Source organism: Streptomyces monashensis (assembly GCF_001866665.1).
GTDB lineage: Bacteria > Actinomycetota > Actinomycetes > Streptomycetales > Streptomycetaceae > Streptomyces > Streptomyces monashensis.
Window position 1 is genome coordinate 1 of record NZ_MLYO01000120.1, and the last position, 26,861, is coordinate 26,861.

A 26,861-nucleotide genomic window follows, 5' to 3' on the forward strand; every position below is an offset into this window, starting at 1 on the left:
GTCGGTGACGTGCGTGTGGAACACGATGCCCGTGATGGCCGAGGAGGCGATCGAGCCCATGTAGGCGAAGGTGCGCAGCAGACCGGAGGCGCTGCCGAGTTGTTGAGCGGGAGCCTGGTCGTACAGGGCGGTCTGGTTGCCGGCTGAAGCGGCGCCCATCGAGATGCCGAACACAACGGTGATGGCAACGAACAGGCCGACCCCGGTGGAGGAGGTCAGCAGGAGAACGCCCGCCGACCCCGCCGCGCACATCAGCGCGGCGGCGATCAGCGGTCCTCGTACGAGATTGCGTCGCGGCACCGGCGAGATGACCACCGCGGACACCAGGGTCATGGGCAGCAGGAGCAGCCCGGATGCGCTCTCGGACAGGCCACGTACGGCCTCGGCCCATTGCGTGAGCCCGTAGAGCACGATGTACACGCACAGCATCGCCAGACCGAAACGCAGATAGGTCCGGGTCAGAGCCCGGTTGGCCGCGAGCAGGCGCACGTCGAGGAACGGGGTGGCGGCACGCAACTCCCAGACCGCGAGCGCCGCTCCCGCTGCCACCGCGATGCCCAGCAGATACCAGTGCACGACGGGGAGGGCGTAGAGGAACACCAGCAGTGCGGTCATCGTCGCGCCGAAACCGACGATGCCCGGCACGTCGAGGGCGGAGGCGACGCCACGCAGGGTGTGGTCGCGGCCGGTGGGGCTGTCACGGGGGATCCAGGCCAGTGTCGCGGCCAGGGCGACCAGTGCTACCGGCACGTTGAGGAAGAACACCGACCGCCAGGTCAGGGCACCGATCAGGAGACCGCCGACGGGCAGTCCCAGCGACGCCGTGGCGGTGCCGGCTATCTGCAGTGCGCCGAGGACGCTGCCGGGCGGTTCGTCGAGGCCAGCGTCGTGGGCACGGCCGCGGATCAGCAGCATCGCCGTCGGGTAGGCGCAGGAGGTGCCGAGACCGATCAGGACCCTGCTGATGAGCAGCGTGATCAGGTCCTGCGCGAGGCCGCCCACCGTGCCGCCGGCCGCCACCAGCACGATTCCGGCCAGAAAGACCCGCCGTGGACCGAACACCTGGGCGGCCTTGCCGGCCGTGGGCTGGGCGATGGCGCTGGCCAGATACAGTGCGGTCACCAGGGGTGCGGTCTGCCCGACCCGGACGTGCAGGCTGACGGCGATCGGTACCAGCGCGGTAGCGATCAGTGAGCTGTTGATCGGATTCAGTGCCGAGCCGATCAACAACGGCGCAGTGAACCGCCAGGAGAACGGACGCCCGGCACCGCCCGCCTCCCTCCGGGCGCTTGCGACGACATCGGACTCCGGCTCATTCACGGCACGCCCTCCGTTCCCGTGGGTGGGACTCGATGATCACGGTCACTGGTCAGAACAGGTCGGCCAGCCGCTCGATCAGCGGCGCCGCAGTGTCGAGAGTCGCGATCTCTTCGGCAGTGAAGGACGTCGCCATCGCCGCGGCCATCGTCTCGGCGACGACGCTGCGCTCGGAACTCAGCACAGTCCGGCCGGCCTCGGTGACCGTGAGCAGCTGACGGCGCCCGTCAGCGGGATCGGCGGCACGGGCCACCAGCCCACGGCCTTGCAGGACCGCGACGGTGGCGCCCATCGCCTGGGGAGTGATCTGCTCACGCCTGGCCAGTTCCGCGGTGGTGACCGCACCCAGCCGTTCGAGCCGAGAGAGTGCCGTCAGCTGCGGGCCCGTCAAGTCGCCCTCGCTCAGCGCTTCATGACTGCGGCGCCTGAACGCGCCGATGCTGATCCGCAGCCGCGTGGCCACCCCGATCAGTGCAGGGTCCGGCTCAAGGTTTTCGGCGCGGTCGTCCGATACTCGTGGAGTCATATTAGAAGGCTAGCCTTGCAAATTTGGCTTTGCAAGACTAGCATTCCAATAGGCCGGGGGGCGGGTTCAACCGGTCGTGCGGCTGCTCTGTCGAGCCCGCCTACGAGGGCACCAAGGGTGTCGGCCGCGCTGAGGCGTGGGCGCGCCTGTACGAGCAGGTCGGCGCCGGTTCCCATGGGCGTACGGGCGACCCGGTCTGCATTTCGGAGAGGAGACGAACTCGTACCTGCTCGGACTTGGGGTCGGCCACTCCGGTGCGCGCGGCCGGGTACCTGGCGCTGCAGGAGGGCAGGCGGTGAGCACCCTTCGCCCGGTGCCCTGGAGGGGCGATCGCAATGGCTCTGCGCGGGTCAGTTGCCGCGGTCGGACCAGCCTGCCGGGAGGGCTTCGGGGGCGGTGGACACGACGGTGTCGTCGTCGGTGCCGACGAACTCGAAGAGGGTGATCTTGGCGAATTCGGGGACCACGTAGATCGGGTAGGTCGGGCCCTCGTCGCGGTACTTGCGCATCTGGTCGAGGTGGTCGTTCTGATAGCAGACGGTGCGTTCGCCGTGCTCCTCGACCCAGCGCGGGAAGAAGATCACGCCGTGGAGGCGGCGCTTTGCGGGCATGACGTTGACGGAGACCGAGGTGCCGGTGGGCTCGTTCCAGGAGACCTTGTAGCTGTCGTCGTCCAGTTGGACGAGGTCGACCTTCTGGTCCTTGACCCAGCGTCCGCCGACCATGCCGGAGTGGATCCGGTAGTCGATGGTGGTGGCGTTCTTCACGTACATCTCGTACTGCCAGCCATTGGCGTAGGTGTAGATGAAGCGGTGGCCGACGATTCCGGAGAGGTCCTGCGGGGGGACCGGGTGGTGGACGGTGGTCTCGTGTGTTGCGCTGCTGGTCATGCGGTTGCCTCCTTGCTGTGTCGCCACGGCGACGGCACATTCATTTTGCCACAAAATAGTTTTGCTGCAAAATGCGTGTGCGGCACAATGAGTCCATGGACACTGCGACCGAGTTCGGCCGGCTCATCGGCCCGCTTCGCCGGGCCGTGCTGCGCACCCGCCGGGCCGAGGCCCTGCCTGATCTCCCTGAGGCTCAGATCGAACTGCTGAGGGCGCTCTCCGAAGCCGGCGCGCTCGCTCCGCGCGAGGCCGCTGCTCGCCTGCGGGTCGCTCCCTCCACAGTCAGCAACCTGGTCCGCACCATGACCGCCTCCGGCCTGATCGAGCGCACGCCGTCATCCACCGATCTGCGCACCGTCCAGCTCACGGCCTCGCCCCACGCCCTCGACCTGCTCAATCGGTACGACCGGGTGAGCACGGGTGCACTCCGCCGCACCTTGGCCGACCTGGCGCCGGAGAGCCGGCAGGCCCTCGATCAGGCGCTCCCTGCCCTCGCCGAGCTGCTCACCGCATTGGAGGACGAACGCGGCTGATCGCACAGGGAATCCAGCGGCATGCTCGCGCCGCCGCGCACATCTCGCGATGATCTTCTCGCCGGGCGCTCCGCGGGAGTTGCATTTCGAGAAGGCCGCGCGGAGTACGCGGATCGCAGCCGCGAAGAGCGCAAAGCCTTCCAGGTGTGGCACGATACCTACTTCACGGACATGCTCGACAACTAGTAGATCGTCGCGGCTAAGTGTTGTTCTGGTTGGTGGAGTTGGGGTCGGGCAAGCTCCCCTTGTCGCTTCCTTTCGGCCGGGCAGGGGTGCCGTGTCCTCACAGAAGAAGCATCCGGTTGCGTTGAGTGCCGAAGATCGTCTGGCGTTGGTGCGCGTGACGACGACGGTACCCTTGCCGATATCTCCGTCCGTGCAGGTCAGGCGGCGTGTTCGTACTCGTGAAGGATGCCGCCGAGGCCATCGCGTCTTCCTATGTCGAGGCGGGCTTTTTGGTCCGGATCGGCGATGGGGGCGGGCAACGGGTCGAGCGGACGGGCGTTCGCGATGCCCTGATGCGGCCGGTGTCCGTTGTAGAACTGCTCGAACTCACGCAGGACGTTCAGCAGGTGCCGCTGGTTCCAGATCAAGGTCCGGTCCAGCAGCTCGCGCCGGCATGTTTGCACCCACCGCTCCACGTCGCGTTCATTCTCGGCATCCGGACCCCGCTGAGCACGACCTCGATCCCCACGTCCTTCAAGATGGCGTCGAACAGCCCGGGGGACTTGCCGTTGTCCCGGATCATGAACCTTGCCCGAGAGCCCGTGTCCTCCAGGTCCATCACGAGATTCTTCGCGGCCTGGCCCACCCAGGACGCGGTCGAGTGGGCAGTGGCGCCCAGGACGCGGACCCGGCGACTGCCGTGCTCGATGTCGGCGAACACGTACAGCCGCACTCCGGTCAGGGTGACCGTCTCGAAGAAGTCGCAGGCCAGCAGGGCATCGGCCTGGGAGCGCAGGAAGTCGCCCCAGGTACTGGAGCTCCGTTCGGGCGCCGGGTCGATCCCCGCCTCCTTCAAGATCTCCCATACCGTGGATGCGGCCACCTTTACCCCCAGCACGAGCAGCTCGCCGTGCACCCTCTGTAGCCCCAGCCGGGATTCTCGCGCGCCAGGCGCAGCACCAGGACGCGGATGGAGTGCACGGTGCGCGGCCGGCCCGGGCGCTTGGGCCGGGACCCGGCGGCATGGCGGCGCGCGACCAGGTCGCAGTGCCATCGCAACACCGTGTCCGGCCGCACCAACAACCGCAACCGACGCAGCACATCCCGCGGGAGCCGGTGCTGCAACGCCGCCAGGAATGCCCGATCGCCCGGCTCGAACCGCGGCCTGTTCCCGCCCAGCTGCCGCTCCAACATCGCAATCTGATGGCGCAGCACCAGAATCTACACGTCCTTGTCCCGGTCGCTCATCGGCAGCAGGCGCAGCATGACGAACGCGTTCGTCACGCCCAGGTAAGCCAGTCGCAGCAGCACGGCCGATCATGTTCCCGCAGCGTCCGGCACGCGCACCAGAGCACCGGCCCAACCGACCGGGAGTGTCAAGACCCGCGAAACCCGCATACCGCTCTCACCTGCACGGACGAGGTTTCCGGCAAGGGCAAGGTCATGGGCAAGCACACCTTCAACCCGCACGCCCCGCTCGGGTCGGTGGACAACCCCGTCATCATCGCCGGCGGCAAGCAGGACCAGAATCTGGCCCTGCTCACTCCCGTGCAGCTCCAGGCCATGAACAAGATGAAGAAGGACCTGGAAGCCCAGGCCCGCAACCACAAGCCGGCCGTGAAGACTCACACCACGATGAAGCCGATGGGCTACGACTGCGCCGCCGAGGAATCGCTGTACTGGTGTGACCAGGAGAACATCTCGTACGGCACGTGGGACGAGGGCACCTACCTGGGCTCCGACAGCCACGAGTACCTGCAGGCCGAGGGCGACGCGCCGGGGAAGAACTTCCAGGTCTATGTGGACCAGACCTGGAACAACGGCCAGAACTGGAACGGTCCCACCGGGCAGGTCACCAACCAGGCGTGGTCGTGGACCCCGTCCTTCTACGACGGCGCCGGCTACCAGGACCGCGGCTGCCTCTACAACATGGACGCCTCCCTCGTGGCCTGCGGCCCCTGGCATTGACCGGCCCAGCCGGGAACCCATGACTGAACATCGCTGATCCATACACAGTGCGCCCCGCGCCGGGTTCCTTCCCGGCGCGGGGCGCGCCACATGGTTCACGGGTCATGCCCGATGTGGCACCCCGGCCGGGGCAGGCGTGGCCTCGTCCGTGGGGGCCTTCTTCAGCGCGGTGAGCACGTCGGGCTGCTCCACCAGGGCGATCAACTGCTGCTGCGTCAGCGGAGTGCCATTCACTGCCGTGCCGCCTGAGAGGGCTTCGGTGTTGCCGTCGTCCAGACCGAACACCTGTCCTTCCTGCGTGACCGCGGTCACCGACACCACGCCGCCCGGTCCTGCGCCGTTGTTCGTCACCGATGCCCAGCCCCTGGAGCCGTCGGGCAGGCTGACCGGCTGGCAGCGGCTGGTGTAACGGGATCCTGTGCACGGGTTGGGCAGCCCCGCCAGGGTCCGGCGGCCCACCTGCGCGCTCAAAGTGGTGACCGTACCGTCCGGATGCGTCAGCCGGAAGCTGGTCGGTCCGGAGCCGGCGGCAATCGTCACGCCGGCAGGAACGTGAGCCTTCAGAGCCGCGAGCAGCTGTGCGTGCACCGCCTCGGTGTTGCCCTTGGACAGGTCGTGCGGAGGGAGCCCCGGAGTGGACGCCTCACCGGCGAGCGCGGGGGAGTCGTTCTGAGCGGAGGAGGAGCCGGCGAGGGACTGCGTCAGGCTCAAACCGACGACGACAGCCGCTACCGCGGCGCAGCTGCCCGCAATGGCCAGGGTGCGCTGAAGCTTGCGGCGCTTGCCGCGCACGAGGATCGCTTCCATGTCGGGGCCGTCCCCGCCGTCGTCCCCCGCCAGGACACGGTTGAACATCAACTTGGCCTCCGCGTTTTCATCGTTCATCAGTGAGGTGCCTCCTGTCCGGCGAGCAGGGTCCGCATACGTTCCAAGCCGCGCGCCGTGTCCGAGCGGACCGTGGCTGGTTTGCGGCGCAGCTGCCGCGCCGTCTCGGCCACGTCCAGGTCGTGCCAGAACCGCAGCACAAGCGTCGCGCGCTGCATGGGCGGGAGCGCCGCCAGCGCGCGTGTGAGCGCATCGCGCTCTTCCAGAGCCTGGCCCTCTTCCGCCGCCGCATCCGGCAACTCCCCAGGCAACTGCTCACGGCTGGAGTGCTTGCGGGTGTGATCGATGAAACAGCGCACCAGCGCACGCCGCACATAAGGGAAGGCCGCCTGCTGGCGGCGCAGAGTACGCCAGCGCGGGTAGCAGCGGATCAGCGCAGTCTGGGTGAGGTCCTAGGCCAACTGCCAGTCGGCGCACAGCAGGTAGGCGGCCTGCCGTAGCTGCTGCCAGTGCGCGCGGGTGAACTGCTCGAACTTCTCGTCATGGTGTGCCCCCACTGGCCCTCCGGCCTTCAGCTGCTTGCCCGATCACCTCTCACATGAATAGACGGGGCGGGAGCCATCGCACGTTGCAGCCTCTTCGGTGGGCTGCCGGCCAGGATGCTGCCGACGCGCCTGCCGTGCCGTCGGCCCCCCGTTATGTTTTCCGCGGTCCTGCAAGAGGACCGCTGGCCTCCGGGCCCGGCATGACTGTTCCCCCCTGTCGTAAGGATGACCTGGGGGGTGGTGTACCGGGCCCGTGGGGTGCCGTTGGAGACGCTGATGAGAGGTCCGACTACCGCCCGGCCTGGCGTAATGCCCGGCCGCTTGCGGGCGGCAGGTCTGCATAACGTGGATGCGCGCGTACGGCGCCACCGCCCTGGCCAGCACCGCACAAGCCCTGTTCGGGACGACGGGTTGTACGCCATCGATGACGTGGGCGTCTTCCTCGGCCTGGACGTCGGCAAGACCGCCCACCACGGCCACGGGCTGACTCCGGCCGGCAAGAAGGTCTTCGACAAGCAGCTGCCCAACAGCGAGCCATCGACGACGCTCACCCACCGCTGGGAGTGTCTCAACACTTGTGCCGGCCGCTGTCGTTTCTGCAGGACAGTTCGATTTCCGTCTGCGGCGGGATGGCTCCCGAAGTGGTGTGCATCTGCTGTCCGTTCGTTCTCGTGGACAGAGCCAGACCTGCCATGGCGCTCATCGTCCTATGCTGTCGGTCTACGAGCATTCAGGGGCTGCGGCGCCTCCCGCGCAGGGCGAGCCGACGTCCTTCTCCGCGCACGGTCGTGGCCGCGGCGCACCACACCAGCAGATAGAGACGATCTCGCTACGGCTGCTGTGCTCACGCCATCGGAGCCTCATCGCCGTCGCGGCCCCGCCGCGATTCGCCGCCCCATGTGGATGAGGGGTGCCGGCCCGAGTGGGCGAGGCTATACCGGCTCCCAGTGGTCGTACGGGGTGTGAAGTACTGTGCCCCGCGACAGGCTCATCACAAGGGGGGCGGAGATGGAAGGCAACCACGTACGCCCAGGTGACGTCGTGCTCGGGCACGGCCTGCACTGGCGTGGAGTGATTCGCACCCGACGGGCCGTCGTCACCACGACCCTCGCCGTCGGCGGGCTTGTCGTGTCGCTCAACTACGGTGGTCTGCTGGGCAGCGCGCACAGCCACGACTCGGTGACGTCCCGGGTGGTCGCCGGTATTAGCGCGGGTGTCTTCCTGGTGGCCGCGCTGTTCGCGGTGCGCGGGGCCACGGACGATCTGGTAAAGCTTCTGGCGGGGCGGATCAGCGACAGCCGGTCCGTCGCCCTGCGGGTCCTCTGTCTCCTCTTCGGCTACGCGCTGGTCATCCTTGGCGCGCTCAGCCTGATCCGGGTGCCGTGGGAGAAGCTCCTGCTGGGCGGCGCGTTGACCGGAGTGATCCTCGGGATCGCCGCCCAGCCGGTCCTCGGCAACATCTGCGCCGGTCTGGTGCTGCTGGTCTCTCACCCCTTCACGATCGGTGAGCGGATCAGCATTCAGTCCGGACCTCTCGGCGGCCGTATCGAGGGCGAGGTGACCGACATGACCTTGCTGTTCGTCCAACTCCACACGGAGGACGGCCCAGTGCTGCTGCCCAACAACGCCGTGCTCGGTGCCGCCATCGGCCCACCCGCTCGCGAGGCGCTCGCGGAGTGACGGCTGACGGTCAGCCCCGGCCGACGGCTTTCGGCGGACTCGCGCCGAGAGCGCTCCGACGGCTCCAACAACCTTGTGCGCGGCGGGTGTCCGGAGCCCGCTTGCGGTCCTACGCTTGTCACCCGGAGCGATGCGCCAGGTACGCGAACAGGGGGCGGCCCTGTGGAATGGACCAGGTTGTGGCTCGATGACCCGGAGGAGCACGACTTCCCGGCAGCGGCCGACTACCTCGACCTGCTCCTCCCGGCGGAGGAAGTGACGCGGATCGTCGACGCCCTGCGCGCGTCCGAGACGCAGACGAAGAAGGCCAAGGACATCATGCGCGCCTCGGGCCTGCCGTTGCTCCCGGCGGACAACGTCCACGTCCAGCACAACATCCAGAAGGTGAAACGCGGCAGCAAACTCTCCCCGGTCCTCCTAGTGCGCGGTACTCCGTTGGTGATCGCCGACGGATACCACCGGGTCTGTGCCGCCTATCACCTGACGGAGGACCTGATCGTGCCATGCCGGATCGCCGCGCCGGCCTCCTGAACCCCTCCGGATCCGACGGAGGCACCAGCGTGCCGGGCACTGACTTCGATTCGGCCATGCCGAAAACGTTGGCCACTGCCGCCGTCGACCGGCTCCTGCACCACGCGCACATCGTCCTGACCGAGGGCTCCTCGCTGCGGCTGACCCAGGCCACCAGCGGTCAGGGTGTCATCCCACTTGCCTCATGATGTTGCGCCACAGGCCCACCATCATCCTCCCTCTGCTGCCCGCGAGCGGACGCCCAGTCCGCGCTGGCCAGGGACATCTGCAGCACCGACCAGGACCGCCCCTCCACTTGCTCCACGTCGGGCAGTACACGCTCTACCTGGAAACCGAGCCGTTCATAGAGTCGGACCGCGCTGGCGTTATGGCTGAACACCCCGAGTTTCACGCGTTGCAGGCCCCGGATGTCGAAGGCGACCGCCAGCACTTCTTTCAACATGCCAGCGCCCAGCCCACGGCCACGGGCCTCCGGGGCAATCAGCACCCGCCCCAGTCGCCCTGCGACACCTTCGGCGTCCACGCGCACCGAGGCATGGCCCACCACTTGCCCGGTCTGAGAGTCGACGCCCATCCAACTCCATCGTCCCGGCGCTGCGGACTCGCCCGCATACGCGGCGATCTGAGGCTCGTCCAACGGCCAGGTGAGCGAAGGACCAGCCCAGGTGAGCAGTTCGACCGGACCCGGAATCCACGACGTGAGAAAGGAGCTGTCAGCGAGAGTGAACTCGCGCAGCTCAACCGCGGCAAGGGACATGCCCCGACCCTACGACAAGCGCCGAACCTTCTCCGGCGCTGAGCACACAGTCAATCGACCAAATCAGGGATCAATAGCCATACCGGACAGGGAGATGAGCTGTCCGCCCACCAAGAGATCAACTGACCACTCGCCCGGACGGGCTGATGTCCGTGGACAAGGCCCATGGCGCTGGTACGTCGTGCCGTACCTGGCGTGAGGGTGCCGATCAGCCAGGCGATGGCCGCGCCGATCCCGGTGACCAGTCCGCGCTGCCGCTGCCAGTTCAGTGGTCGGCCGAGGACGGCGTAGCCGACGGGTTGGCCGTCGGCCGCGGTCGGCTCGTCTGCGGGTTCCGGGGAGGGCGGGGTAACCGCGACCGCCATCGCCGGGAACATGTCGGTGAGCAGGTTGACCAGCAGCAGCTGACATGTCGACAGCGGCGACGTATCGGACAGCAGGGTGCCCAGGACGGAGAAGCCGACCTCACCGGCGTTCCCGCCGAGCAGGATGCTGATCGCGTCGGCCACGCTGCGCCACAGGGCGCGGCCCTCGCCGATGGCATCGATGAGGACCGACAGATCGTCATTGGTGATCACGAGGTCGGCGGCGTTGCGTGCGGCTGCCGATCCGCGTGCCGCGATGCCGACTCCGACGTCGGCGGCGCGGATGGCGGCAGCGTCGTTGGCCCCGTCGCCGTCCATGGCCACCACGCGTCCCGCCTCCCGCAGGGCCTCTACGATCTGGAGCCTCTGCTCGGGCGCCACGCGTGCCACGACGCCGCAGTCCTTGAGCGGGCGTGCCCGCCCCGCCCGGTCCAGTGCGGCCAGTTCGTCGCCGTGGCCACTGTGACATCCGGTGACCAGCCGAGGATAACGGCTACGGCGCGGGCGGTCCCGGGATGGTCGCCGGTCAGCATCACCGGCCGTGCGTCTGCCTCACCGAGCCCGGCGACCAACGGGGCGGAGCTGGCGCGGGGGGGGTGTCGGCCAAGGCCGCGAATCCGATGAGTTCCAGCAGTTCGAGGGGCTTGTCCAGGCCCGCTGCGGCCTCCTCCGCCGCGAGGCGGCGCTGGGCCACTGCAAACAGTCGCAGGCCCTCGACAGCGAGGGCGTGTGTCGCGTCGACGGCCGCCGGGTCGGTATCGGGGCAGCAGGGCAGGACGACTTCCGACGCGCCTTTGATGACCAGCACAGGTCCGCGCCGCCGCCGTGAGCCTCGCAATCCGTCTCCGCGCCCGTCCCGCGGCGGCCGCGTAGCCGCGGCTCACCTCGAACGGCTGGGCCCGGACGATGGCCCGCCCCGTCTCGCTCGGGGCGGCCGCCAGGACCGCCTCGTCGGGGGCGTGGGGGTGTAAGCCGGTCTGCTCGACGCCTCGCGGGCAGGCTCGGGCGGCGACACGCAGGACCGTCTGCGCCTCGGGGCCGGACGCGTGGCTGTCGGCACCTGCGGCGGTGATGACGCGGAGAACCCCCAGCCGAGCCCTGGACGTGGTCGACGCCCAGTAGCCCGAGTGCCGTCCCCGAGCGCGCCGAGCGGATCCTGAACGTCAGCCCAGCCGGGCGACGACCGTTCACGTCCAGTAGCCGCCACCGTCGCGGCGACGCTGATCCCTGCCAGGCTGACAACGCCGGAACCAGCAACACCGTTCCAGGGCCTTGTCGAGATCCTCGTGACGGGCCCGGGCGGGACCTACGTACCGCCGGTAGGCTAATTGCGTGGATGCGCAAGAAGAGGCGTGGGACGCGGAGCGCACTGCGGCCGTGCTGAAGGCCGTGGCCGACCCCTCGCGCTTCCGTCTGCTGTGGGTGCTGAGCGGCCGTGAGCTGCCGGTGAGCGAGCTGGCCCGGCTGCTGGGCGCCCACGTCGCCGCGACGTCGCAGCACCTGGCCAGGCTTCGTACGGTCGGGTTGGTGACCACGCGGCGGGAGGGTACGCGGATCTACTACCGATCGGCGGGCGTGCGCGGACTGCTGGAGGAGGCGCAGCGCGTGGCCCAGGCGGAAGGAGGCGCCGCAGGGTCCGAGGACGGCGCACACGAGGAGCCGACCGCAGCAGCGGAGGAGCGGCCCGCCGTGGCGCGCCGCGCACTGGGCGTACGCCGGTCGGCACTGGGCCATTAGCCAGCACATCGGCATCCGCGTCTGCGCGCTGCCCTGATACATAGTCCCGTGGCCTACCTGGTCACGTGCGAAGGCAGGCCGAAAGTCGACGGTCACAGCCGGACTGACGAAGGCAGCATTGCTCCTTGTTGCGTCGATGTGCAAATATGGCGTAGCCAGCCTGGAGGCGGCTCGTGCCGTAGAGGTATGCGGCGACGCCGCCCGGGCTACCGGCCAGTGAACCGCGCGGGTGTCGCCCCGCGCCCGGATCGAAAGGGGGCGGGCATGGACAGCAGTTGCAGTCCCGGTCATAGTCCGGCTCCTCGTCCGGACTCTCTTCCGCGTGCCTGACCGACTCCGCGCTGCCGCCTGACGGGCGGTTACCCAGGTCACCGCAGGAGACCGTCTCCCTCATCCGGGCATCCCCCACGTCAACCATTCTGCGGACCACGCCAGTTACGGGCACGCATCCTCATCACGGCGGCGTTCCTGCCGCCGAGCCCGATCGCCAGCACGCCGATTCGCCAGTGGCCCGTCCGCCGCCACAGCGGGCTGCACCGACCGCCACCGGCGTGACCGGCGCGTCAGTCTCCCTGGCGGGTGCCACGGTGCCCGCCGCCCCACCCCTCTCCCGAAGAAGGAGGACACCGCCATGCGCCTCCCCGACCACCTCGCTCCCGCGCCTCACCCGTCCGATCACGCCTGCTCAGGCGTCCGGCTGACCCTGGACGACGGAGTCGAGCGCACGTATCTGCTCGACCTCCTCGCATGCGCCGGCAAGCGGTGCGGGACCTACGAGGCGCGCGTCCACCTGGCCCACATCCTCGCCCGGCAGGGTCACCGCGCCGCCTGGCTCGCCGAGTTCACCGGTCTGCCACTGACCGCCGCGCAGCGCATCACCGACCTCGCAGCGCAGCCCTGACACACAGGCCCTCTGCACCGCCCATGCCCCTGGGCCGGCGCACCGGGCCCACCAGCCCATGCGTGCCCGACGGCCGACCGCCAGAGTGCGCCGAGCGCACACCCCATCGGAGGCAACCGCTCATGTCCGTATTCGCCCACCCCGCCCTGCACCTCCCCGGCGCCCACTCACACGGCGCCTGGCGGTCCGTGCATGCTCGCCTCATCGGCATCGTCCGTCGTTCCCCGACGGCTCTCTGGAGCAGCCCGTGCTCCACGTGCTCGACGTCCCGATGACCCGCCGGGCGACGACCTTCACCACCCGGCAACGCCCGCACGCCCACTGGAATTTGGTGTCAGACCCAGGCGGCGCCCGGCACCTCGAAGCGACCTGGCAGACCCGCCACTGACATCACCGACATCAGCGACACCACCGACCGGAGGTCCCGCATGATCACCGCAATCGACCACATCCAGCTGGCCGCCCCGCAGGGCAGCGAGAAGTTGCTGCGCGCCTTCTACGTCGACGCGCTCGGCCTCGTCGAAGTCCCGAGGCCGGGCCGCCTCGCGTCCCGCGGAGGCTGCTGGTTCAGCGACGACGACCAGCACGTCCAGCTCCACCTGGGCATCGAAACCCCTTACCGGGCCTCCGCAAAGGCGCACCCCGGCCTGCGTGTCGAGGCCATCGAATCGCTCGCCGCCCGCCTCGAAGCCTTCGGCGCCCTGGTGATCTGGGACGACACCACCCTCCCCGGCCACCGCCGTTTCCACAGCCAGGATCCCGTCGGCAACCGTCTCGAATTCCTCCAGCCCATCGGCAGGGAACCGGCAGGTCAGTAGTACCCGCACATGAGCGCGGTGGCCCATTCCGGCTGGGCGACCGGGCTCTGGGGGCCGAACTCGGCCATGTAGGGCTTGATGTCGAGAATGGGAGTGCCGTCCGCCGCGTCCAGGCCCTGGACGTGCAGATCGAGTCCGCCGACCTTGATCAGGCGACAGCGGGACACACCGAGCCGGTGGGGGCGGTTCTTGCCGCGCTGGGCGAAGATGCCGACCCGGGGCCAGTCGGTGCTGCCGCGGGGATGGCGGGCTCCGGTCTCGATCTTCTCCACCGGGACACGGTCGAAGTGGTAGACGACCTCCAGGTGGGAGAAGGCGTCCAGGCCCGCCACCGCGTCGGAGGTGAAGCGGGTGGCGTCGAGGCGGATGACCGCCGTCTCCTTGCCCCAGTCGTCGTCCCGTGCCTCCGACCGACCACCCACCACCCGGCCCACCGGGACGGAGACCACCTCGGCGGGAGTGCTGTCCTCGGGCATGCGTCGCGCCTTTCGTGAAAGCGTCCGGGAGTGGGCGCAGGTAGACCCACAGGTGGCTCACCGTATCGATCACCGGTCCAGAGCCGGTGCGCGGCCCGTGAGGCATGTGACCGCCATTACAGGCGCGGCCAGCCCCGGTCAAGACTCCGCCAAGAACTTGCGTTCATGTGCAAGTATGGGGCTACACTCATGGAGGTTTGAAAAGGGCACCTCGTTCGGTGAGGCGTCTTCACGGACACAGGCCACTGACCCCACGACGTCGAGAGACGCCCAGGGTCAGGACAGGTCTCCCCGGCCTAAGGGGTGACCCCAAGTGGCTTCCCCCGCAGGGGGATTACGCCGTGGAGTGCCAAAGCTCTGACGAGTTGGGGTGACCGGCCGTTCGGGCTGGGTTGCTCCTTGCCGAGTCGTTGCTGACGCGCACAGGTCGCGTCCCCGGCCGGAAGGAGGCGAGAGACATGGACTGCAGCAGCAGTAGTCCGGGCCATAGTCGGCCCCACCCCCGCTTGTCCTCGCATTCTTCCGGCACGCGGTAACCACCTCCCCTGCGCGGATCCCCATCCGCGTCCTGCGCCCCGTACGGCCCTGCGCCGTGACGGGCCGCCGTCCTGCGCTCTCGCGCAGGGGGGACGGCTTTCGCGTGCCCCCTACCTCCCCCTTCTGGGGGGATTCGGGAGGTATGTCATGACCACCGTGACCAACGTGTCCGAGGCCCCGCGCGCCGCGGTCCTGGACGACGCGCACGTCGGCGACATCCAGGGCGCCCTCGGCACCATCAGGCTCGACGACACCGCACCCCGCTCCGGCCTGTCCGCCAAGCTCAAGACGCTCCTGGCCATAGTCGGCCCCGGCCTGATCGTCATGGTCGGCGACAACGACGCCGGCGCCTTCGCCACCTACGGCCAGGCCGGCCAGAACTACGGCACCCACCTGCTGTGGACCCTGCTCCTGCTGGTCCCCGTCCTGTACGTCAACCAAGAGATGGTGCTGCGCCTGGGCGCCGTCACCGGCGTCGGCCACGCCCGCCTCATCCTGGAGCGGTTCGGCAAGTTCTGGGGCGCGTTCAGCGTCATCGACCTGTTCCTGCTCAACGCGCTCACCCTGGTGACCGAGTTCATCGGCATCACCCTGGCATCCGGGTACCTGGGCCTGCCCAAGGCCGTCTCCGTGGTCCTCGCCGCGGGGATCATCATCGCGTCGGCGTTCACCGGCTCCTTCCAGCGGTTCGAGCGGGTCGCCATCGCCCTGTGCGCGGCCTCGCTGCTGCTGGTGCCGATCTACTTCATGGTCCACCCGCACGCCTCGCAGATGGCCCGGGACTTCGTGGTGCCGAACATGCCCGGCGGCACCGGCCAGCTCTCCACCGTCATGCTGCTGATCATCGGCATCGTCGGCACCACGGTCGCCCCCTGGCAGTTGTTCTTCCAGCAGTCGTACGTCATCGACAAGCGGATCACCCCGCGGTTCATGAAGTACGAGAAGGCCGACCTGTGGATCGGTATCGCGGTTGTGGTGATCGGCGCGGCGGCGATGATGGGCTTCACCGCCGCGACCTTCGCGGGCACGCACGGCTTCGGCCAGTTCACCGACGCCGGCGGCATCGCGACCGGCCTGGAGCACAAGGCCGGCAAGCTCGCCGGCGTGCTGTTCGCCATCGCGCTGCTGGACGCCTCGATCATCGGCGCGTTCGCCGTCTCCCTGTCCACCGCCTACGCCATCGGTGACGTCTTCGGCATCAAGCACTCGCTTCACCGTGGAGTGAAGGGAGCCAAGGGCTTCTACGCCGTCTACGCCGGTCTGGTCGCCGCCGCTGCCGCCATCGTGCTGATCCCTGGCTCGCCGCTGGGCCTGCTGACCGAGGGCGTGCAGACCCTGGCCGGTGTCCTGCTGCCCTCCGCCAGCGTGTTCCTGCTGCTGCTCTGCAACGACAAGGCCGTGCTCGGCCCGTGGGTGAACGGCCCGAAGACCAACGCGTTCACCTCGGCCGTGGTCGGGGTCCTGGTCGCCCTGTCGATCGTCCTGACCGCCTCCGTCCTGTTCCCTGACATCTCCTCCGGGGCGATCCTCGACATCATGGCCGCCTGCGGTGTCGTCGGGGTGCTGGCCGCGGGCTACGCCTTCACCCGCCGGCGCACGGGCACCAAGGAGGACCCGATCGACCGGACCGGCAAGGACGAGTGGCGGATGCCGCCGCTGGAGACCCTGACCCGGCCGGCCATGTCCACCGCCCGCAAGATCGGCATGGGCGCCCTGCGAACCTACCTGCTCATCGCGATGATCCTGGTCGTCATCAAGATCGTCCAGGTCGCACTCGGCAAGTGACCCTCCCGGGGCGGCGGCCGAACCCGCGCCGCCGCCCCGGCACGGCTACCCACTCCCCCTCGGAAGGGAGGACCGGCCATGCACGTCCTGCGCCACCTGACCCACCTGACCGCCTCGGCCGTCCGCCGCCTCGCTCCGGCGGGGTGCACCTGCCCGTCACTGCCGCTGACCCTGTCCGACGGCCGGGAACGCACCTACCTGCTGGACGACCCGGCCGCCTGCCCGGGACTCGCATCCCGGCACACGTCTACGACCCACGCGTCCACCTCGTCCATCTGCTGGCCCGGCAGGGCCGCGACCCCCGCTGGCTGGCCCGGTTCGCCGGCCTGCCCCTGCCGGCCGTCGAACGCCTCGCCCAAGCCGCCGGCTCCCGCCAGCCTCCAGGGGCCACCGGCCCCACCTCGCACCTTCCCTCACTCCTCGTCGCCGCAACGCGCCCTTCCCGGAAGGTGAGTTACCCATGCCCGTCCTGACCGTGATCCACATCCCGCTTCTCGGCCACACCCCGGCCCGCAAGCGTGACGCCGTGCGCGCCTGGTTCGCCCACATCCTGCGCCAGCTCGCCGACAGCCCCACGGACAGCACCGTCATCCGCGCGCTGCCCCGCCCGGCAGCCACTCGTACGCCGTTGGCGCACGCCCAGCACGTCGGGCCGCATGCCCACGGGCACACGGTCACCGGCTCCGACGGCCGACGCCACCTCGAAGCCACCTGGCACTAGCAACCCGCACGCCGCTGCTGGAAGGAGAGTTCGCATGCCCTTCCCTGCCCTGGGAACATCCTGGCGCCCGTTGCCCGATCCGTCCCGCCTGTACGGCTGGAGCCCGCTGCCCGCGGACTCCCACCGGCCTGCGGAGGTCGTTCCACATCGGCGCCCCGCTGCCCCGACCACGCACTTCGGCACCACACTGATCCGACAGGGAACCGACATGGCCTTGAGCTACCGCATGGCCCGCTGCGCCCACGACGACCGCAAAGAGACCGCTGCACCATGGGGACGCCGCCGGCACTGGTCCCCGCCGCGGTCACCAGACACGCCTGCAGCGCCGGAGGCTCGGGCACCGGTTTACCGGGTGGCCGGGCTCGTCGTCGACTGCGCCATCCGCCGAGCCGAAGTCGAAGGGCATCAACTCGGCCTCACGTGGATGGAGTTCGAGCTGATCGCCCACCTGGCTGCCCACCCGGACCGCGTCTACACCCGCCGTCAGCTGATGGAATTGGTCTGGCAGCAGGCGCCCACGGGCGACCTGCGCAGCGTCGACGTCCACATCGCCCGCCTGCGCCGCAAGCTCGGGCCCGAACACCGGGCCCTGATCCGCACGGTGCGCCAGGCCGGCTACTCCTTGAACCCGCGGCTCACACTCGAAACCCGCTTCCGGAATACCACCTGACCGCACCCTTCCTTTTCCACCACTTCCCGACCAGAAGTGACCCAAGAGGTACCCATGCGATTCCTGCCCCGTACGCATGCGAAGAACAGCGGACCGTCCACCACCCCGGTCTCGACTCTCGCCACGATCCACATCCACTGCGACCACCAGGTGTCGGCCAAGGTGCGCGCGCTGTGCGTGCTGGCCCTGAGCAGGCCCGGTGCCCGCCTCCAGGCCCTGCACGCCAGCCGGCACGGTGTCACCGCGTACCTGCGCGTGACGCTCACCCTGGACGGCCCGGACACCGGCCCCCTGGACCACCTCGTCGACCAGCTCTCCCGCGTGCCGCACGTTCGCGATCTGCACTGGCACCGGTGCGACACACCCGCGCCCGGTACCCCCGCGCACGAACAGGAAAGGAGCGCGGCCGGTGCATGCTGTCCAGGAGCCGCCTGACGTCGTCTTCCTCCCGGTCCGCACGACGACCGCACCCTTCGAGGACGCAGAAGTCGGCGCCATGGTAGCGATGTTGAAGACACTGGGCGGACCTATCCGGGTCCGGCTGCTGCAGACCCTGGCGCTCCAGGAACTCTCGGTCGGAGAACTGACGGAGCGCGTCGGTGTGCACTACGCCGCCGTCTCCCAGAGCCTCACCCGACTGCGGGCGGCGGGCCTGGTCACGGCTCGCCGCAGCGGCAACCGCTTGCTCTACCGCACCACCAACCCGCACCTGCCGTCCCTGCTCGCCACCGTCCTGCACCTGGCAGCACACGCGGCACCGCCCGAGCCGGACAACCTTCGTGATCACCACTGACGAAATGAGAAAGCACATGCCCACCGAGAACTCCACCACCGAGTTCGCCTTCGGCCCGCTGCACCATGTCCAGCTCGCCATCCCAGTCGGCAGTGAGGAGCTGTGCCGCGCCTTCTGGGGCGAGGTGCTGGGCATGACCGAGCTGGAGAAGCCCCCGGTCCTCGCGGCTCGCGGCGGCTGCTGGTTCCGCGGCGGCGGCCTGGAGGTCCACCTCGGCGTGGAGGCCGACTTCCGCCCCGCCGCCAAGGCCCACCCCGGCATCCTCGTGCGCCCGCTGCACGGCCTCGCCAAGCGCCTGGAGTCGCACGGTCACGAGGTGACCTGGGACGACAACTTCCCTGGCCACGACCGCTTCTATGCCTTCGACAAACTCGGCAACCGCCTGGAGTTTCTCGAACCCCGCTCCTGACCGCTTCCGGTACAACAACACCGTCGGACCCGGGAAGCCGGGACCGGCCTGACCCCCCGGCCATGAAAGAGGTGCTCTGGTGCACTCCCTGTCCACCTTCGACTTCCTCATCCGCCTCTCCGCCGGCACCGGCTGCGGTGCGCTGATCGGCGTCGAGCGGCAGTGGCGGGCGCGGATGGCGGGCCTGCGCACCAACGCCCTCGTCGCCACAGGCGCCACCCTGTTCGTGCTCTACAGCGAGGCCGTCGGCGACACGGGCAGCCCCACCCGGGTGGCCTCCTACGTCGTCTCCGGCATCGGCTTCCTCGGCGGCGGGGTCATCCTGCGCGACGGCGCCGGAGTGCGCGGCCTCAACACCGCCGCCACCCTGTGGTGCTCGGCCGCCGCAGGAGTGCTGGCCGCCTCCGGCCACCTGAGCTTCGCCGTCCTCGGCACAGTGGTCGTGCTGGCCGTCCACGTGGTGCTGCGGCCCGCCGGGCGCCTGCTGGACCGGGCTCCGGCCGCGGGCACCGACCCCGACGCCACCGTCCGCGCCACCGTGCACCTGGTGTGCGAACGCACGTCCGAGACCCATCTGCGCGCCCTGCTGCTGCAGACCCTGGCCGCTTCCGCGCTCGCTCCCAGAGGGCTGCGCGCACGCCGCGAGGGGGACACCGCGAGCCTGCGCGCGACCGTCTCGATCAGCGGCGACGTCGCCGCCGCGCTGGAGCAGGTCATCTCCCGGCTGTCCCTGGAGCCGGGCGTGAGCGACCTGCACTGGCACATGGACGACGAGGAGGCCGAGCGGGAACGACCCCCCGCGCTGGCCTGACACACCAGACCAGCGCCTCCCGCCACACGGCCCGGAAGGGGGCTGTGCGGCCCCAGGACAACGTCCCGGTCACCGGCCAGGATGGAAAGGGAAGGGAGAGTCGAGTCATGAGGACCCTGCCTCACCCGCGCACGGGCGAGGGCGTCGCCCTGCTGGGGGTGTTCACGCTGGTCGTGCTGGAGGTCACCGCGCTGGCGACCGCGCCGGCTCGGGACCGGCCGATCGTCAGCGGAGCTCTCATGGGCGCGGGCACCGCCGCGTTCGTGCTGGTGGCAGCCGTGTGGCACAGCCACCGCAATGCCGCCCGCCGGGCCCGGCGGCGCCTGCACGAGACGGTCGACGACTCGTGGTTCACGGCTCGCACGCTGGACGGTTTCCCCATGGAGGCCGTGCGCCCGTACCTGCTCGGCAAGGACGCGCCCGGCCTGAACCGCCTGTACATGGCGTGGATCCTCGCCACGCACGGCGAGGACGCCGCCTGGATCGAGCGCCACCTGGACCTGCCCGCCGACCTCAACCGTCTCCTGGTCGACACTGCCACCCGGCAGCGTCACTGACCGACCGGGCCGCCGGGGGTCAGGAACTGCCGAGCCGGATCGCCTTGATCAGCAGGAGCAGGGCGCTGAGGACCAGGTAGCCGCGCAGCGCCATCATGCCCAGGCGGGTCCCGGCCGACCAGCTCACCGGCCGCAGGAGTGCCAGGGGTGGCATGCGCCAGGCGAGCTTCTCGGCCTGCGGCATCACCGGTACCTGGCGTGTGGGCGCGCGGCGGCGGGCGGCGCGGAGGGCTACTGCGGCGGTGAGCAGGCCCGTGACCAGCGCGATCGCCAGCCAGATCGTGAGCTGGGTGACGTTGACGGCCGGGAAGAGTGTGGTCGCCATCAGTGTGCCGGAGAGCATCAGCAGGACGGCGATGGTGACGGTGGCGAGCATGTTCAGCCAGCGCGGATTGACCCAGGGACCGAGTACCTCGGTGTCGTTGCACAGCAGGAGCAGGAACACGCTCGCGGAGGGCAGCAGCAGCCCGGCAAGCGCCTGGACGGCCTCGGTGATCAGACCGAGCGGGGCGCCCGGGATGAGGACGATGGCGGCGGCGACCAGGACCAGCAGGCTGTAGGAGGCGTAGAACTGCTTGGCCTCACCGAAGCTGCGGTGCAGGGAATGACGCAGGTTGAAGACGTCGCCGAAGGCGTAGCTGGTGGCCAGGGTGACGGCGGCGGCGCCGATGATGCTCGCGTCCAGCAGGACGATCGCGAACAGCACGCCCAGCACGGAGTCGTGGCGGGCGAGAGCGTCGGCGACTCCGGCGGCGTCGGTGAAGTGACCGTGGACGGCGGTGCCCCGGGCCGCGAAGTCGGCGATCATGATCAACGCGGCGGCGCCCGCGACGACCACGAAGGAGCCGATCACCGTGTCGGCGCGCTCGTAACCGATGAAGCGCGGGGTGATGCGCTTGTCGATGACATTGGACTGCTGGAAGAACAGCTGCCAGGGCGCGACGGTGGTGCCGACGATCGCGATGATCAGCAGAATGGCCTCACTGCTGGCGCCGCCCTGGACGCCGGGTACCACGAAGTCGTGGGCGGCCCGGCCCCACTGCGGCCCCGACATGAGGGTCAGGGGGATCAGCAGCAGGCTTGCGCCGATGAAGGCGAACATCGCGCGTTCCCAGCGGCGGAAGGAACCGCTCGCGGTCACGGCGACCAGGACGACCGCGGCCACCGGGACGACGACGTACCGCGAGACACCGAGATGTTCCGCGGCCAGGGAGATGCCGATGAACTCGGTGACGATGGTGAGGAAGTTCAGCAGGAAGAGGTCGCCGACGCTGAACCAGCCCCAGAAACGGCCGAACCGCTCGGTGATCAGGCGCGCGTGACCGACACCGGTGACCGCACCCAGCCGCACCACCATCTCCTGATTCACGATCAGGACCGGGATCAGCAGGAGCAGGACCCACAGGAGCGAGTAGCCGTAGTTCTGGCCCGCCTGCGCGTACGTGGCGACACCGCCCGCGTCGTTGTCGCCGACCATCACGATGATGCCGGGGCCGACGATGGCCAGCAGGGTCAGCAGCCGGGTCCTGAACCCGGGCCGCTCCTCGATGCGTTCGCGGGGGACGCGGCCGAAGGCGCCTTGGATCTCGCCGAGATGGGCCTCATCGAGTACGGCGCTGGGCCGCGCCGGGCGTGGCGGTGGCTTGGCGGGGCGGGCGGCCGGTTTCCCGGCCGGAGCTGGGGTGGGTTTCGGAGGCGGCCCCGGTGGGGGCTTCCGCTGCGGTGGCTCCGGGGCGGGCCTGCGATCAGCCGGGCGAGGCTGTGCGGGTTCGGCGGGGCGCTCGGTGTGGCTAGGAGGCGTGGGCCGCTCCGGGCCGGGGCGCGCCGCAGGTTCTGAGCTGCCCGGGCGAGCCGGTGGCTGAGGGCTGCCTGCCCCGGCTGTGGGACGGTCGGGCTCGGGGCGGCCTGCTCCACCTGTGGGCCGGTCGTCCGGGCTCATGACGTGGGCGGCATGTCGTGCGGGGCTGGTTCGGGGCCGGGCTCCTCCGTGCGGTGGGCCGGGTGCGGGGCCGGCTCGCGGCGGCGCCAGTCCTCCGGGATGACCGCGTCGAGGACGTCGTCGACCGTGATGATGCCCAGGATGCGGTCCTCGTCGTCCACCACCGGGACGGTGAGCAGGTTGTAGTCGGTCATGAGCAGGGCGATGTCCTCGACATCGGTGTCAGGACCGGCCCGGACCGGATCACGGTCCGCCACATCGTCCAGGGACGCGGCCGGATCCGCTTGCAGCAACTCCACCAGAGTGACCACACCGAGCAGCCTTTGCTCCTCACCGGCCAGATACACGCTGGTCAGCGCCTGGGCTTGCAGGGCCCGCGCCTCACCGGCTGCCCGAAGGGCCTCCGCGACGGTGCTGCCGCCCGGCATGGCGAGGACGTCGAGCGCCATCAGCCCTCCGGCGCTTGAGGGGTTGAAGCCCATCAGCGTCAGCACCTTGGTGCGCTGCCCGGCGGGAAGCGCATCCAGGACGGGCTCGCGGCGGCTCTGCGGCAGGTCGTTGAGCGCGTCCGCGGCGTCGTCGGCGCGCATTCGGGCGAGCACCTGGGCGATCTCGGCATCGCTGCGTTCGCCCAGCAGACGAGTCTGCGAGTCCCGCTCCAGCTCCTCGAACACATCGGCCTCGAGCTCGGGATCGGCGTGAACGGTCTGGAGGATCTCGCGCGACTCGGTGCGGCTCGCCTCCTCCAGCAGATCGGCGAGGTCCGCGGGCTTCAACCGGCCGAGACGGGCGAACGGCCCCCGTACCCGGGCGGAACGAGCGTGCCCGATCAACGGCTCGAAGGACTTCCAGTCCCGCCAGTCGGGCCGGGCGGCACGGCCGCGTAGGCGGCCCCACAGGTGCGGCGGCCTGCGCGTGTCCAGGCAGGTCAGGACCCAGCGGTCCAGCCGCTGCTCCAGTTCGATGTCGTACGCCCGGACCAGCTCGACATCGGCCACGTCGATGACCCGGTGGCCCAGTACGTCCGACCGCAGCAGCACCTCGCCCTCGCGCCGTTCGAAGTGGCGCAGGTCCACGCGCGGGCTCGCCAGCGTGATCTGCTCCGCGTCCAGGTCGGCCACCTGCTCGGCGGGCAGGAAGACCTCGCGTCCGCCTACTCGTGCGACCAGCCCGGTGACCAGCGGATAGTCCCGTCCCCGCAGTCGCACGATGACGTCGGCGAGCCGGCCCACCACCTCGCCGTCGCCTCCGACCACCGGCGTACGGAGGAGCTGCGCGAGACGTACGACCCGATCCACACCCCCACGCTAGACACATGCGCACCAAATGGGGCATATGAGGCGGCTGCGTTTCCCCTTCGAGCCGGTCACGCGGACCTGGCGCCGTGACTGGACGAGGACCGGACGCTGACAGGCACTGACGCTTACAGGTACTTCTGGGCGCCGGGTTCGAGGGTGAGTCGGGCGTCGTCGCGGTCGTAGTCGTACAGCTCGGCGTAGCGGCCCCAGTCGATGGCCGTCTCCAGCTGGTTGCGGGCTTCCTCGGCGGAGAAGCCGCGGCGGAGCAGGTCGAGGAAGAAGCCCTCGCGCAGGGTGTTGCCGTCGGTGGCGGCCAGAGCCTGAACGATGGCACGAACCAGGGGCGCGTGCTTGGCGGCGTGGCGGGCGAAGAGCTGCTTGCTGGTGAGGATGTCGGCGGCGACGAACTCCCGGCCGGCGTCGGTGACGGCGATGTCAGCGCCGTCGACCTGGGCGAGTTCGAGCATGACGGCGGCGTCGACCAGGGGCAGCAGGTCGTCGATCTCGAAGCTCAGCTCGTCGGCGATCTCCGCCAGACCGTCCCTGCCGCCACGCGCGACGAGGATCTCCAACAGACCGGCGAGCCCGCCGACGCTGACGTCCGGCAGCGGCGTGTTGGTCGGCGTCGGTGCGGGCCGGGCAGCGACTACCGCTGCTGCGGGGGCGGCCTCGACGGCTGCCGCGGCAGCTTCTTCGCGGCCGGTGAGGATGTCGTAGACGGTGTCGACGATGGACTCGAAGCGGGGGCTGTTGCGGTCACGGGGGCGAGGGAGATCGACTGTGAGTTCGGCCTGGATGCGGCCGGGGTTGGAGGACAGCACCAGGATCCGGTCGGCCAGCAGCACCGCCTCCTCGATATTGTGCGTGACGATCAGGATCGACTTCACCGGGGCCTCGTTCCCCTCCCACAGGCCGACCAGCTCGTTGCGCAGGTTCTCCGCGGTCAGCACGTCCAGGGCCGAGAAGGGCTCGTCCATCAGCAGCGCGTCCGGCTCCACGACGATGCCGCGCGCGAAGCCGACCCGCTGGCGCATACCGCCGGACAGCTCCTTGGGGTAGGCGGACTCGAAGCCGTCCAGGCCGATCAGGTCGATCGCTTTCAGCGCGCGCTCGCGGCGCTCCGCCTCGCCGACGCCCTGGGCCTTCAGCCCGAGTTCGACGTTCTGCTGCACGGTCAGCCACGGCAGCAGCGCGAAGGACTGGAAGACCATCGCCACCCCGGGGTTGGCGCCGGTCAGCGGGGTGCCGCGATAGGAGACAGTGCCGCTGGACGGGGCGATCAGCCCGGCCACGCAGCGCAGCAGCGTGGACTTGCCGGAGCCGGACTTGCCCAGCAGGGCGACGATCTCGCCCTCGGCCAGGGCGAAACTGATGTCGTCCAGCACCGGCAAAGCCCGCCCGTCCGGCGTCGTGAACGTCTTGGTCACCGAATCGGCCTCCACGATCACCGCGCCGGCCGGACGGGGTACAGAGGTGAGGGGCTGGCTGCTGGTCACGGGTCCTGCCTCGGGAAACGGGGAGCGAACAGGGAGGTCGGGAGTCACAGGGCGAAGCGGGTCTCGGCGAGGCCGTACAGGCGGCGCCAGAAAAGCCGGTTGGCGGCCACCACGTACAGGCTCATCACGCTGATGCCGACGAGGATCTTCGGAAAGTCACCGGTGGCGGTGGCCTGGGTGATGTAGGCGCCGAGCCCGGTTGCGCTCAGGTGATGGTGACCGTAGTCGACGACCTCGGCGACGATCGAGGCGTTCCAGGCGCCGCCCGCCGCGGTGATCCCGCCGGTCACGTACGACGGGAAGATCGCCGGCAGGATGAAGTAACGCCACTTGAGCCAGCCGCCGACCTTGTAGTTGGTCATAGCCTCGCGCAGGTCGGAGGGGATCGCGGAGGCTCCGGCGATGACGTTGAACAGGATGTACCACTGCGCGCCCAGCGCCATCAGCAGGACCGCGCCGAAGTTCAGGGAGATGCCCAGCGCCACGAACGCCGCGGTGGCGAAGGGGAAGAGGAAGTTCGCCGGGAAGCTGGCCAGCACCTGCACCACTGGCTGCGCGAACCGGGTCACCTTGGGGTTCATGCCGATCCACACCCCGACCGGCACCCACACCACCGTGGCCACGGCCGTCAGGACCACCACCCGGCCGAAGGTCGCCGCTCCCAGGGCGAGCGCGTGCCCGAACGCGCCGAGACCGATCGTGGAGTTCACATAGCCGAACGCCTTCCACGCCCCGTAGACGACCAGCACACTGATCACCCCGGCGAAGAACACATCACCCGTGCGTTCCCGAACCGGCGAGACGCCGATGGGATGCTCGGCCAGGCCGAACGGCCGCGTCGCCCGGTCCAGCCACCGCCCCGCCGGCTTCAACGGGCGCCCGATCAGGTGCGGCACCTGCGAGCGCCGCAGGAAGTCCAGCACCAGACTGCGCGGACGCTCGGCGGCCTCGGACTCCTCCACCCGGAAACGGTCCGTCCAGGCGACCATGGGCCGCCAGAACAGCACGTTCACCCCGATCACCATCACCACCATCACCGCGATGGCGATGCCCACCTTGCTCAGGTCGCCCTGCGCGATCGCGGCAGCGGCATAGGACCCTATGCCGGGCAGGGCGTAGGTGTGGTTCAGCACCGAGATGGACTCGGAGGCGGCCAGGAAGAACCAGGCGCCACCGAAGCTCATCATCCCGTTCCACACCAGCGGGATCATCCCGCCCGGCACGTCCAGCTGCCAGAACCGCTCCCACTTCGTCAGCCTCAGCACCCGCGCCGCCTCGTCCAGTTCCCTCGGCTGGGACATGAGCGAGTAGTAGAAGGCGAAGGTCATGTTCCACGCCATCGCCGTGAAGATCGCGAAGATTGAGGCGCACTCAAGGCCCAGCTCGGAGCCGGGAAAGAGGTTGATGAACGCGGTCACCGTCACCGACAGGAAGCCCAGCACCGGCACCGACTGGAGGATGTCCAGGACGGGCAGCAGCACCTTCTCCGCCCGCTTGAGCCGGGCCGCCGCGGTGGCGTAGACGAAGGTGAACACGACCGACACCACGAGCGCGGCGAACATCCGCACCAGCGAGCGCACCGCGTAGTACGGCAGGTTCGAAGGATCGGTCGACACTGTGGACGGCGCGGTTTTCGGCAGGAACGGCGCGTTCAGCGAGGGCGCGAGCCTCAGCAGCCCGTACAGCAGCGCCACCAGCGCGGCACCGACCACCACGTCCACCCACCGCAACCCGGGCCGCCGCCACACACCCCGCGAGGGGAAACCGCCTGTCTCTGCCACCGGGCTGCCTTTCGTCACGGCGTACGCGAG

At 69.6% G+C, this 26,861-nt stretch carries 28 protein-coding genes, 4 pseudogenes and 1 riboswitch; of the genes and pseudogenes, 18 read left to right on the plus strand and 14 right to left on the minus strand.

The genetic code is table 11. The annotated features are described in order from the left end of the window. The 3 genes from BIV23_RS43415 to BIV23_RS43425 all read right to left on the minus strand — a co-directional run. A partial coding sequence (locus tag BIV23_RS43415; RefSeq protein ID WP_079173783.1) for an MFS transporter occupies positions 1–1,320 on the minus strand: 1,320 nt, incomplete at its 3' end. Between the two features lie 49 nt (positions 1,321–1,369). Beyond that, positions 1,370–1,780, minus strand: a complete 411-nt coding sequence (locus BIV23_RS43420) for a MarR family winged helix-turn-helix transcriptional regulator (protein WP_245790931.1) — start codon at positions 1,778–1,780, stop codon at positions 1,370–1,372. Positions 1,781–2,193: 413 nt separating this feature from the next. Next, complete coding sequence (locus BIV23_RS43425) at positions 2,194–2,733, minus strand: phenolic acid decarboxylase (RefSeq protein ID WP_071386510.1); 540 nt, start codon at positions 2,731–2,733, stop codon at positions 2,194–2,196. 95 nt (positions 2,734–2,828) lie between these two features. Between BIV23_RS43425 and BIV23_RS43430 the strand changes: the two genes are divergently transcribed. Together BIV23_RS43430 and BIV23_RS51000 are read left to right on the plus strand one after the other, a co-directional pair. Further along, complete coding sequence (locus BIV23_RS43430) at positions 2,829–3,266, plus strand: MarR family winged helix-turn-helix transcriptional regulator (RefSeq protein ID WP_071386511.1); 438 nt, start codon at positions 2,829–2,831, stop codon at positions 3,264–3,266. Between the two features lie 21 nt (positions 3,267–3,287). Beyond that, on the plus strand, positions 3,288–3,452 hold the full coding sequence (locus tag BIV23_RS51000; protein ID WP_177240250.1) for a hypothetical protein: 165 nt from the start codon (positions 3,288–3,290) through the stop codon (positions 3,450–3,452). 197 nt (positions 3,453–3,649) lie between these two features. Here BIV23_RS51000 and BIV23_RS43435 read toward each other — a convergent pair. Then, positions 3,650–4,625: pseudogene (locus BIV23_RS43435) on the minus strand (integrase core domain-containing protein). Positions 4,626–4,874: 249 nt separating this feature from the next. Here BIV23_RS43435 and BIV23_RS43445 point away from each other — a divergent pair. Next, positions 4,875–5,399, plus strand: a complete 525-nt coding sequence (locus BIV23_RS43445; protein ID WP_071386512.1) for a hypothetical protein — start codon at positions 4,875–4,877, stop codon at positions 5,397–5,399. A gap of 102 nt (positions 5,400–5,501) precedes the next feature. Here BIV23_RS43445 and BIV23_RS43450 read toward each other — a convergent pair whose 3' ends face one another. Then, positions 5,502–6,206 carry a hypothetical protein gene (locus BIV23_RS43450; protein WP_143079247.1) on the minus strand — a complete coding sequence of 235 codons (705 nt, stop codon included), beginning with the start codon at positions 6,204–6,206 and terminating at the stop codon, positions 5,502–5,504. Between the two features lie 77 nt (positions 6,207–6,283). Continuing rightward, positions 6,284–6,664: pseudogene (locus tag BIV23_RS43455) on the minus strand (sigma-70 family RNA polymerase sigma factor); the annotation flags it as partial. A 516-nt stretch (positions 6,665–7,180) separates the two neighbouring features. Here BIV23_RS43455 and BIV23_RS49405 point away from each other — a divergent pair. The 4 genes and pseudogenes from BIV23_RS49405 to BIV23_RS47960 all read left to right on the plus strand — a co-directional run. Continuing rightward, positions 7,181–7,306, plus strand: a pseudogene (locus tag BIV23_RS49405) (IS110 family transposase); the annotation flags it as partial. 471 nt (positions 7,307–7,777) lie between these two features. Next, a complete protein-coding gene (locus BIV23_RS43460) occupies positions 7,778–8,449 on the plus strand; it encodes a mechanosensitive ion channel domain-containing protein (protein ID WP_079173787.1) in 672 nt (223 codons plus the stop codon). A gap of 162 nt (positions 8,450–8,611) precedes the next feature. Further along, complete coding sequence (locus BIV23_RS43465; protein WP_071386515.1) at positions 8,612–8,980, plus strand: hypothetical protein; 369 nt, start codon at positions 8,612–8,614, stop codon at positions 8,978–8,980. 44 nt (positions 8,981–9,024) lie between these two features. Continuing rightward, positions 9,025–9,168 (plus strand): annotated as a pseudogene (locus tag BIV23_RS47960) (ATP-binding protein); the annotation flags it as partial. Here BIV23_RS47960 and BIV23_RS43470 read toward each other — a convergent pair. The 3 genes from BIV23_RS43470 to BIV23_RS54235 form a co-directional block, all read right to left on the minus strand. Further along, entirely contained in the window at positions 9,141–9,737 is a 597-nt protein-coding gene (locus BIV23_RS43470; RefSeq protein WP_071386516.1) for a GNAT family N-acetyltransferase, read from the minus strand. The pseudogene BIV23_RS47960 and the gene BIV23_RS43470 sit on opposite strands and share 28 nt — an antisense overlap. 50 nt (positions 9,738–9,787) lie before the next feature. Further along, positions 9,788–10,492 carry an HAD-IC family P-type ATPase gene (locus BIV23_RS54230; RefSeq protein WP_071386517.1) on the minus strand — a complete coding sequence of 235 codons (705 nt, stop codon included), beginning with the start codon at positions 10,490–10,492 and terminating at the stop codon, positions 9,788–9,790. Positions 10,493–10,634: 142 nt separating this feature from the next. Beyond that, positions 10,635–10,910, minus strand: a complete 276-nt coding sequence (locus BIV23_RS54235) for a hypothetical protein (RefSeq protein ID WP_071386518.1) — start codon at positions 10,908–10,910, stop codon at positions 10,635–10,637. A 524-nt stretch (positions 10,911–11,434) separates the two neighbouring features. Here BIV23_RS54235 and BIV23_RS43485 point away from each other — a divergent pair. From BIV23_RS43485 to BIV23_RS43495, 3 genes are all read left to right on the plus strand, one after another. Then, positions 11,435–11,839, plus strand: a complete 405-nt coding sequence (locus tag BIV23_RS43485) for an ArsR/SmtB family transcription factor (protein WP_071386519.1) — start codon at positions 11,435–11,437, stop codon at positions 11,837–11,839. Positions 11,840–12,470: 631 nt separating this feature from the next. Next, positions 12,471–12,740, plus strand: coding sequence for a hypothetical protein (locus tag BIV23_RS43490; protein ID WP_071386520.1), 270 nt, complete (start codon positions 12,471–12,473; stop codon positions 12,738–12,740). Positions 12,741–13,168: 428 nt separating this feature from the next. Next, on the plus strand, positions 13,169–13,558 hold the full coding sequence (locus BIV23_RS43495) for a VOC family protein (RefSeq protein WP_071386521.1): 390 nt from the start codon (positions 13,169–13,171) through the stop codon (positions 13,556–13,558). Here the strand turns inward: BIV23_RS43495 and BIV23_RS43500 are convergent. Next, positions 13,552–14,034 carry an SAM-dependent methyltransferase gene (locus tag BIV23_RS43500; protein ID WP_071386522.1) on the minus strand — a complete coding sequence of 161 codons (483 nt, stop codon included), beginning with the start codon at positions 14,032–14,034 and terminating at the stop codon, positions 13,552–13,554. The two genes, BIV23_RS43495 and BIV23_RS43500, sit on opposite strands and share 7 nt — an antisense overlap. A 203-nt stretch (positions 14,035–14,237) precedes the next feature. Further along, positions 14,238–14,411: riboswitch (M-box (ykoK) riboswitch) on the plus strand. Between the two features lie 307 nt (positions 14,412–14,718). On the opposite strand from BIV23_RS43500, the gene BIV23_RS43505 reads away from it, so the two are divergent. From BIV23_RS43505 to BIV23_RS43540, 8 genes are all read left to right on the plus strand, one after another. Further along, complete coding sequence (locus BIV23_RS43505) at positions 14,719–16,356, plus strand: NRAMP family divalent metal transporter (RefSeq protein WP_071386523.1); 1,638 nt, start codon at positions 14,719–14,721, stop codon at positions 16,354–16,356. Between the two features lie 460 nt (positions 16,357–16,816). Next, positions 16,817–17,077, plus strand: a complete 261-nt coding sequence (locus BIV23_RS43510) for a hypothetical protein (protein ID WP_071386524.1) — start codon at positions 16,817–16,819, stop codon at positions 17,075–17,077. 208 nt (positions 17,078–17,285) lie between these two features. Next, positions 17,286–17,747, plus strand: a complete 462-nt coding sequence (locus tag BIV23_RS53735; protein WP_342746417.1) for a winged helix-turn-helix domain-containing protein — start codon at positions 17,286–17,288, stop codon at positions 17,745–17,747. 54 nt (positions 17,748–17,801) lie between these two features. Further along, on the plus strand, positions 17,802–18,182 hold the full coding sequence (locus BIV23_RS43520) for a hypothetical protein (protein ID WP_071386525.1): 381 nt from the start codon (positions 17,802–17,804) through the stop codon (positions 18,180–18,182). Between the two features lie 70 nt (positions 18,183–18,252). Next, positions 18,253–18,540 carry an ArsR/SmtB family transcription factor gene (locus BIV23_RS43525; protein ID WP_177240251.1) on the plus strand — a complete coding sequence of 96 codons (288 nt, stop codon included), beginning with the start codon at positions 18,253–18,255 and terminating at the stop codon, positions 18,538–18,540. Positions 18,541–18,556: 16 nt separating this feature from the next. Further along, positions 18,557–18,949 carry a VOC family protein gene (locus tag BIV23_RS43530; protein ID WP_071386527.1) on the plus strand — a complete coding sequence of 131 codons (393 nt, stop codon included), beginning with the start codon at positions 18,557–18,559 and terminating at the stop codon, positions 18,947–18,949. Positions 18,950–19,028: 79 nt separating this feature from the next. Then, positions 19,029–19,760, plus strand: a complete 732-nt coding sequence (locus tag BIV23_RS43535; protein WP_071386528.1) for an MgtC/SapB family protein — start codon at positions 19,029–19,031, stop codon at positions 19,758–19,760. Between the two features lie 107 nt (positions 19,761–19,867). Continuing rightward, positions 19,868–20,317, plus strand: a complete 450-nt coding sequence (locus BIV23_RS43540) for a hypothetical protein (protein ID WP_071386529.1) — start codon at positions 19,868–19,870, stop codon at positions 20,315–20,317. Between the two features lie 19 nt (positions 20,318–20,336). Here BIV23_RS43540 and BIV23_RS43545 read toward each other — a convergent pair whose 3' ends face one another. The 4 genes from BIV23_RS43545 to BIV23_RS43560 form a co-directional block, all read right to left on the minus strand. Further along, positions 20,337–21,794 carry an NRAMP family divalent metal transporter gene (locus tag BIV23_RS43545; protein ID WP_245790935.1) on the minus strand — a complete coding sequence of 486 codons (1,458 nt, stop codon included), beginning with the start codon at positions 21,792–21,794 and terminating at the stop codon, positions 20,337–20,339. A 458-nt stretch (positions 21,795–22,252) separates the two neighbouring features. After that, entirely contained in the window at positions 22,253–23,554 is a 1,302-nt protein-coding gene (locus tag BIV23_RS43550) for a magnesium transporter MgtE N-terminal domain-containing protein (RefSeq protein WP_071386530.1), read from the minus strand. A gap of 125 nt (positions 23,555–23,679) precedes the next feature. After that, positions 23,680–25,050: an ABC transporter ATP-binding protein gene (locus tag BIV23_RS43555; protein ID WP_071386531.1), complete on the minus strand. Its 1,371-nt coding sequence runs from the start codon at positions 25,048–25,050 to the stop codon at positions 23,680–23,682. Between the two features lie 44 nt (positions 25,051–25,094). Next, on the minus strand, positions 25,095–26,831 hold the full coding sequence (locus BIV23_RS43560) for an ABC transporter permease (protein WP_071386532.1): 1,737 nt from the start codon (positions 26,829–26,831) through the stop codon (positions 25,095–25,097). Positions 26,832–26,861 lie beyond the last annotated feature (30 nt).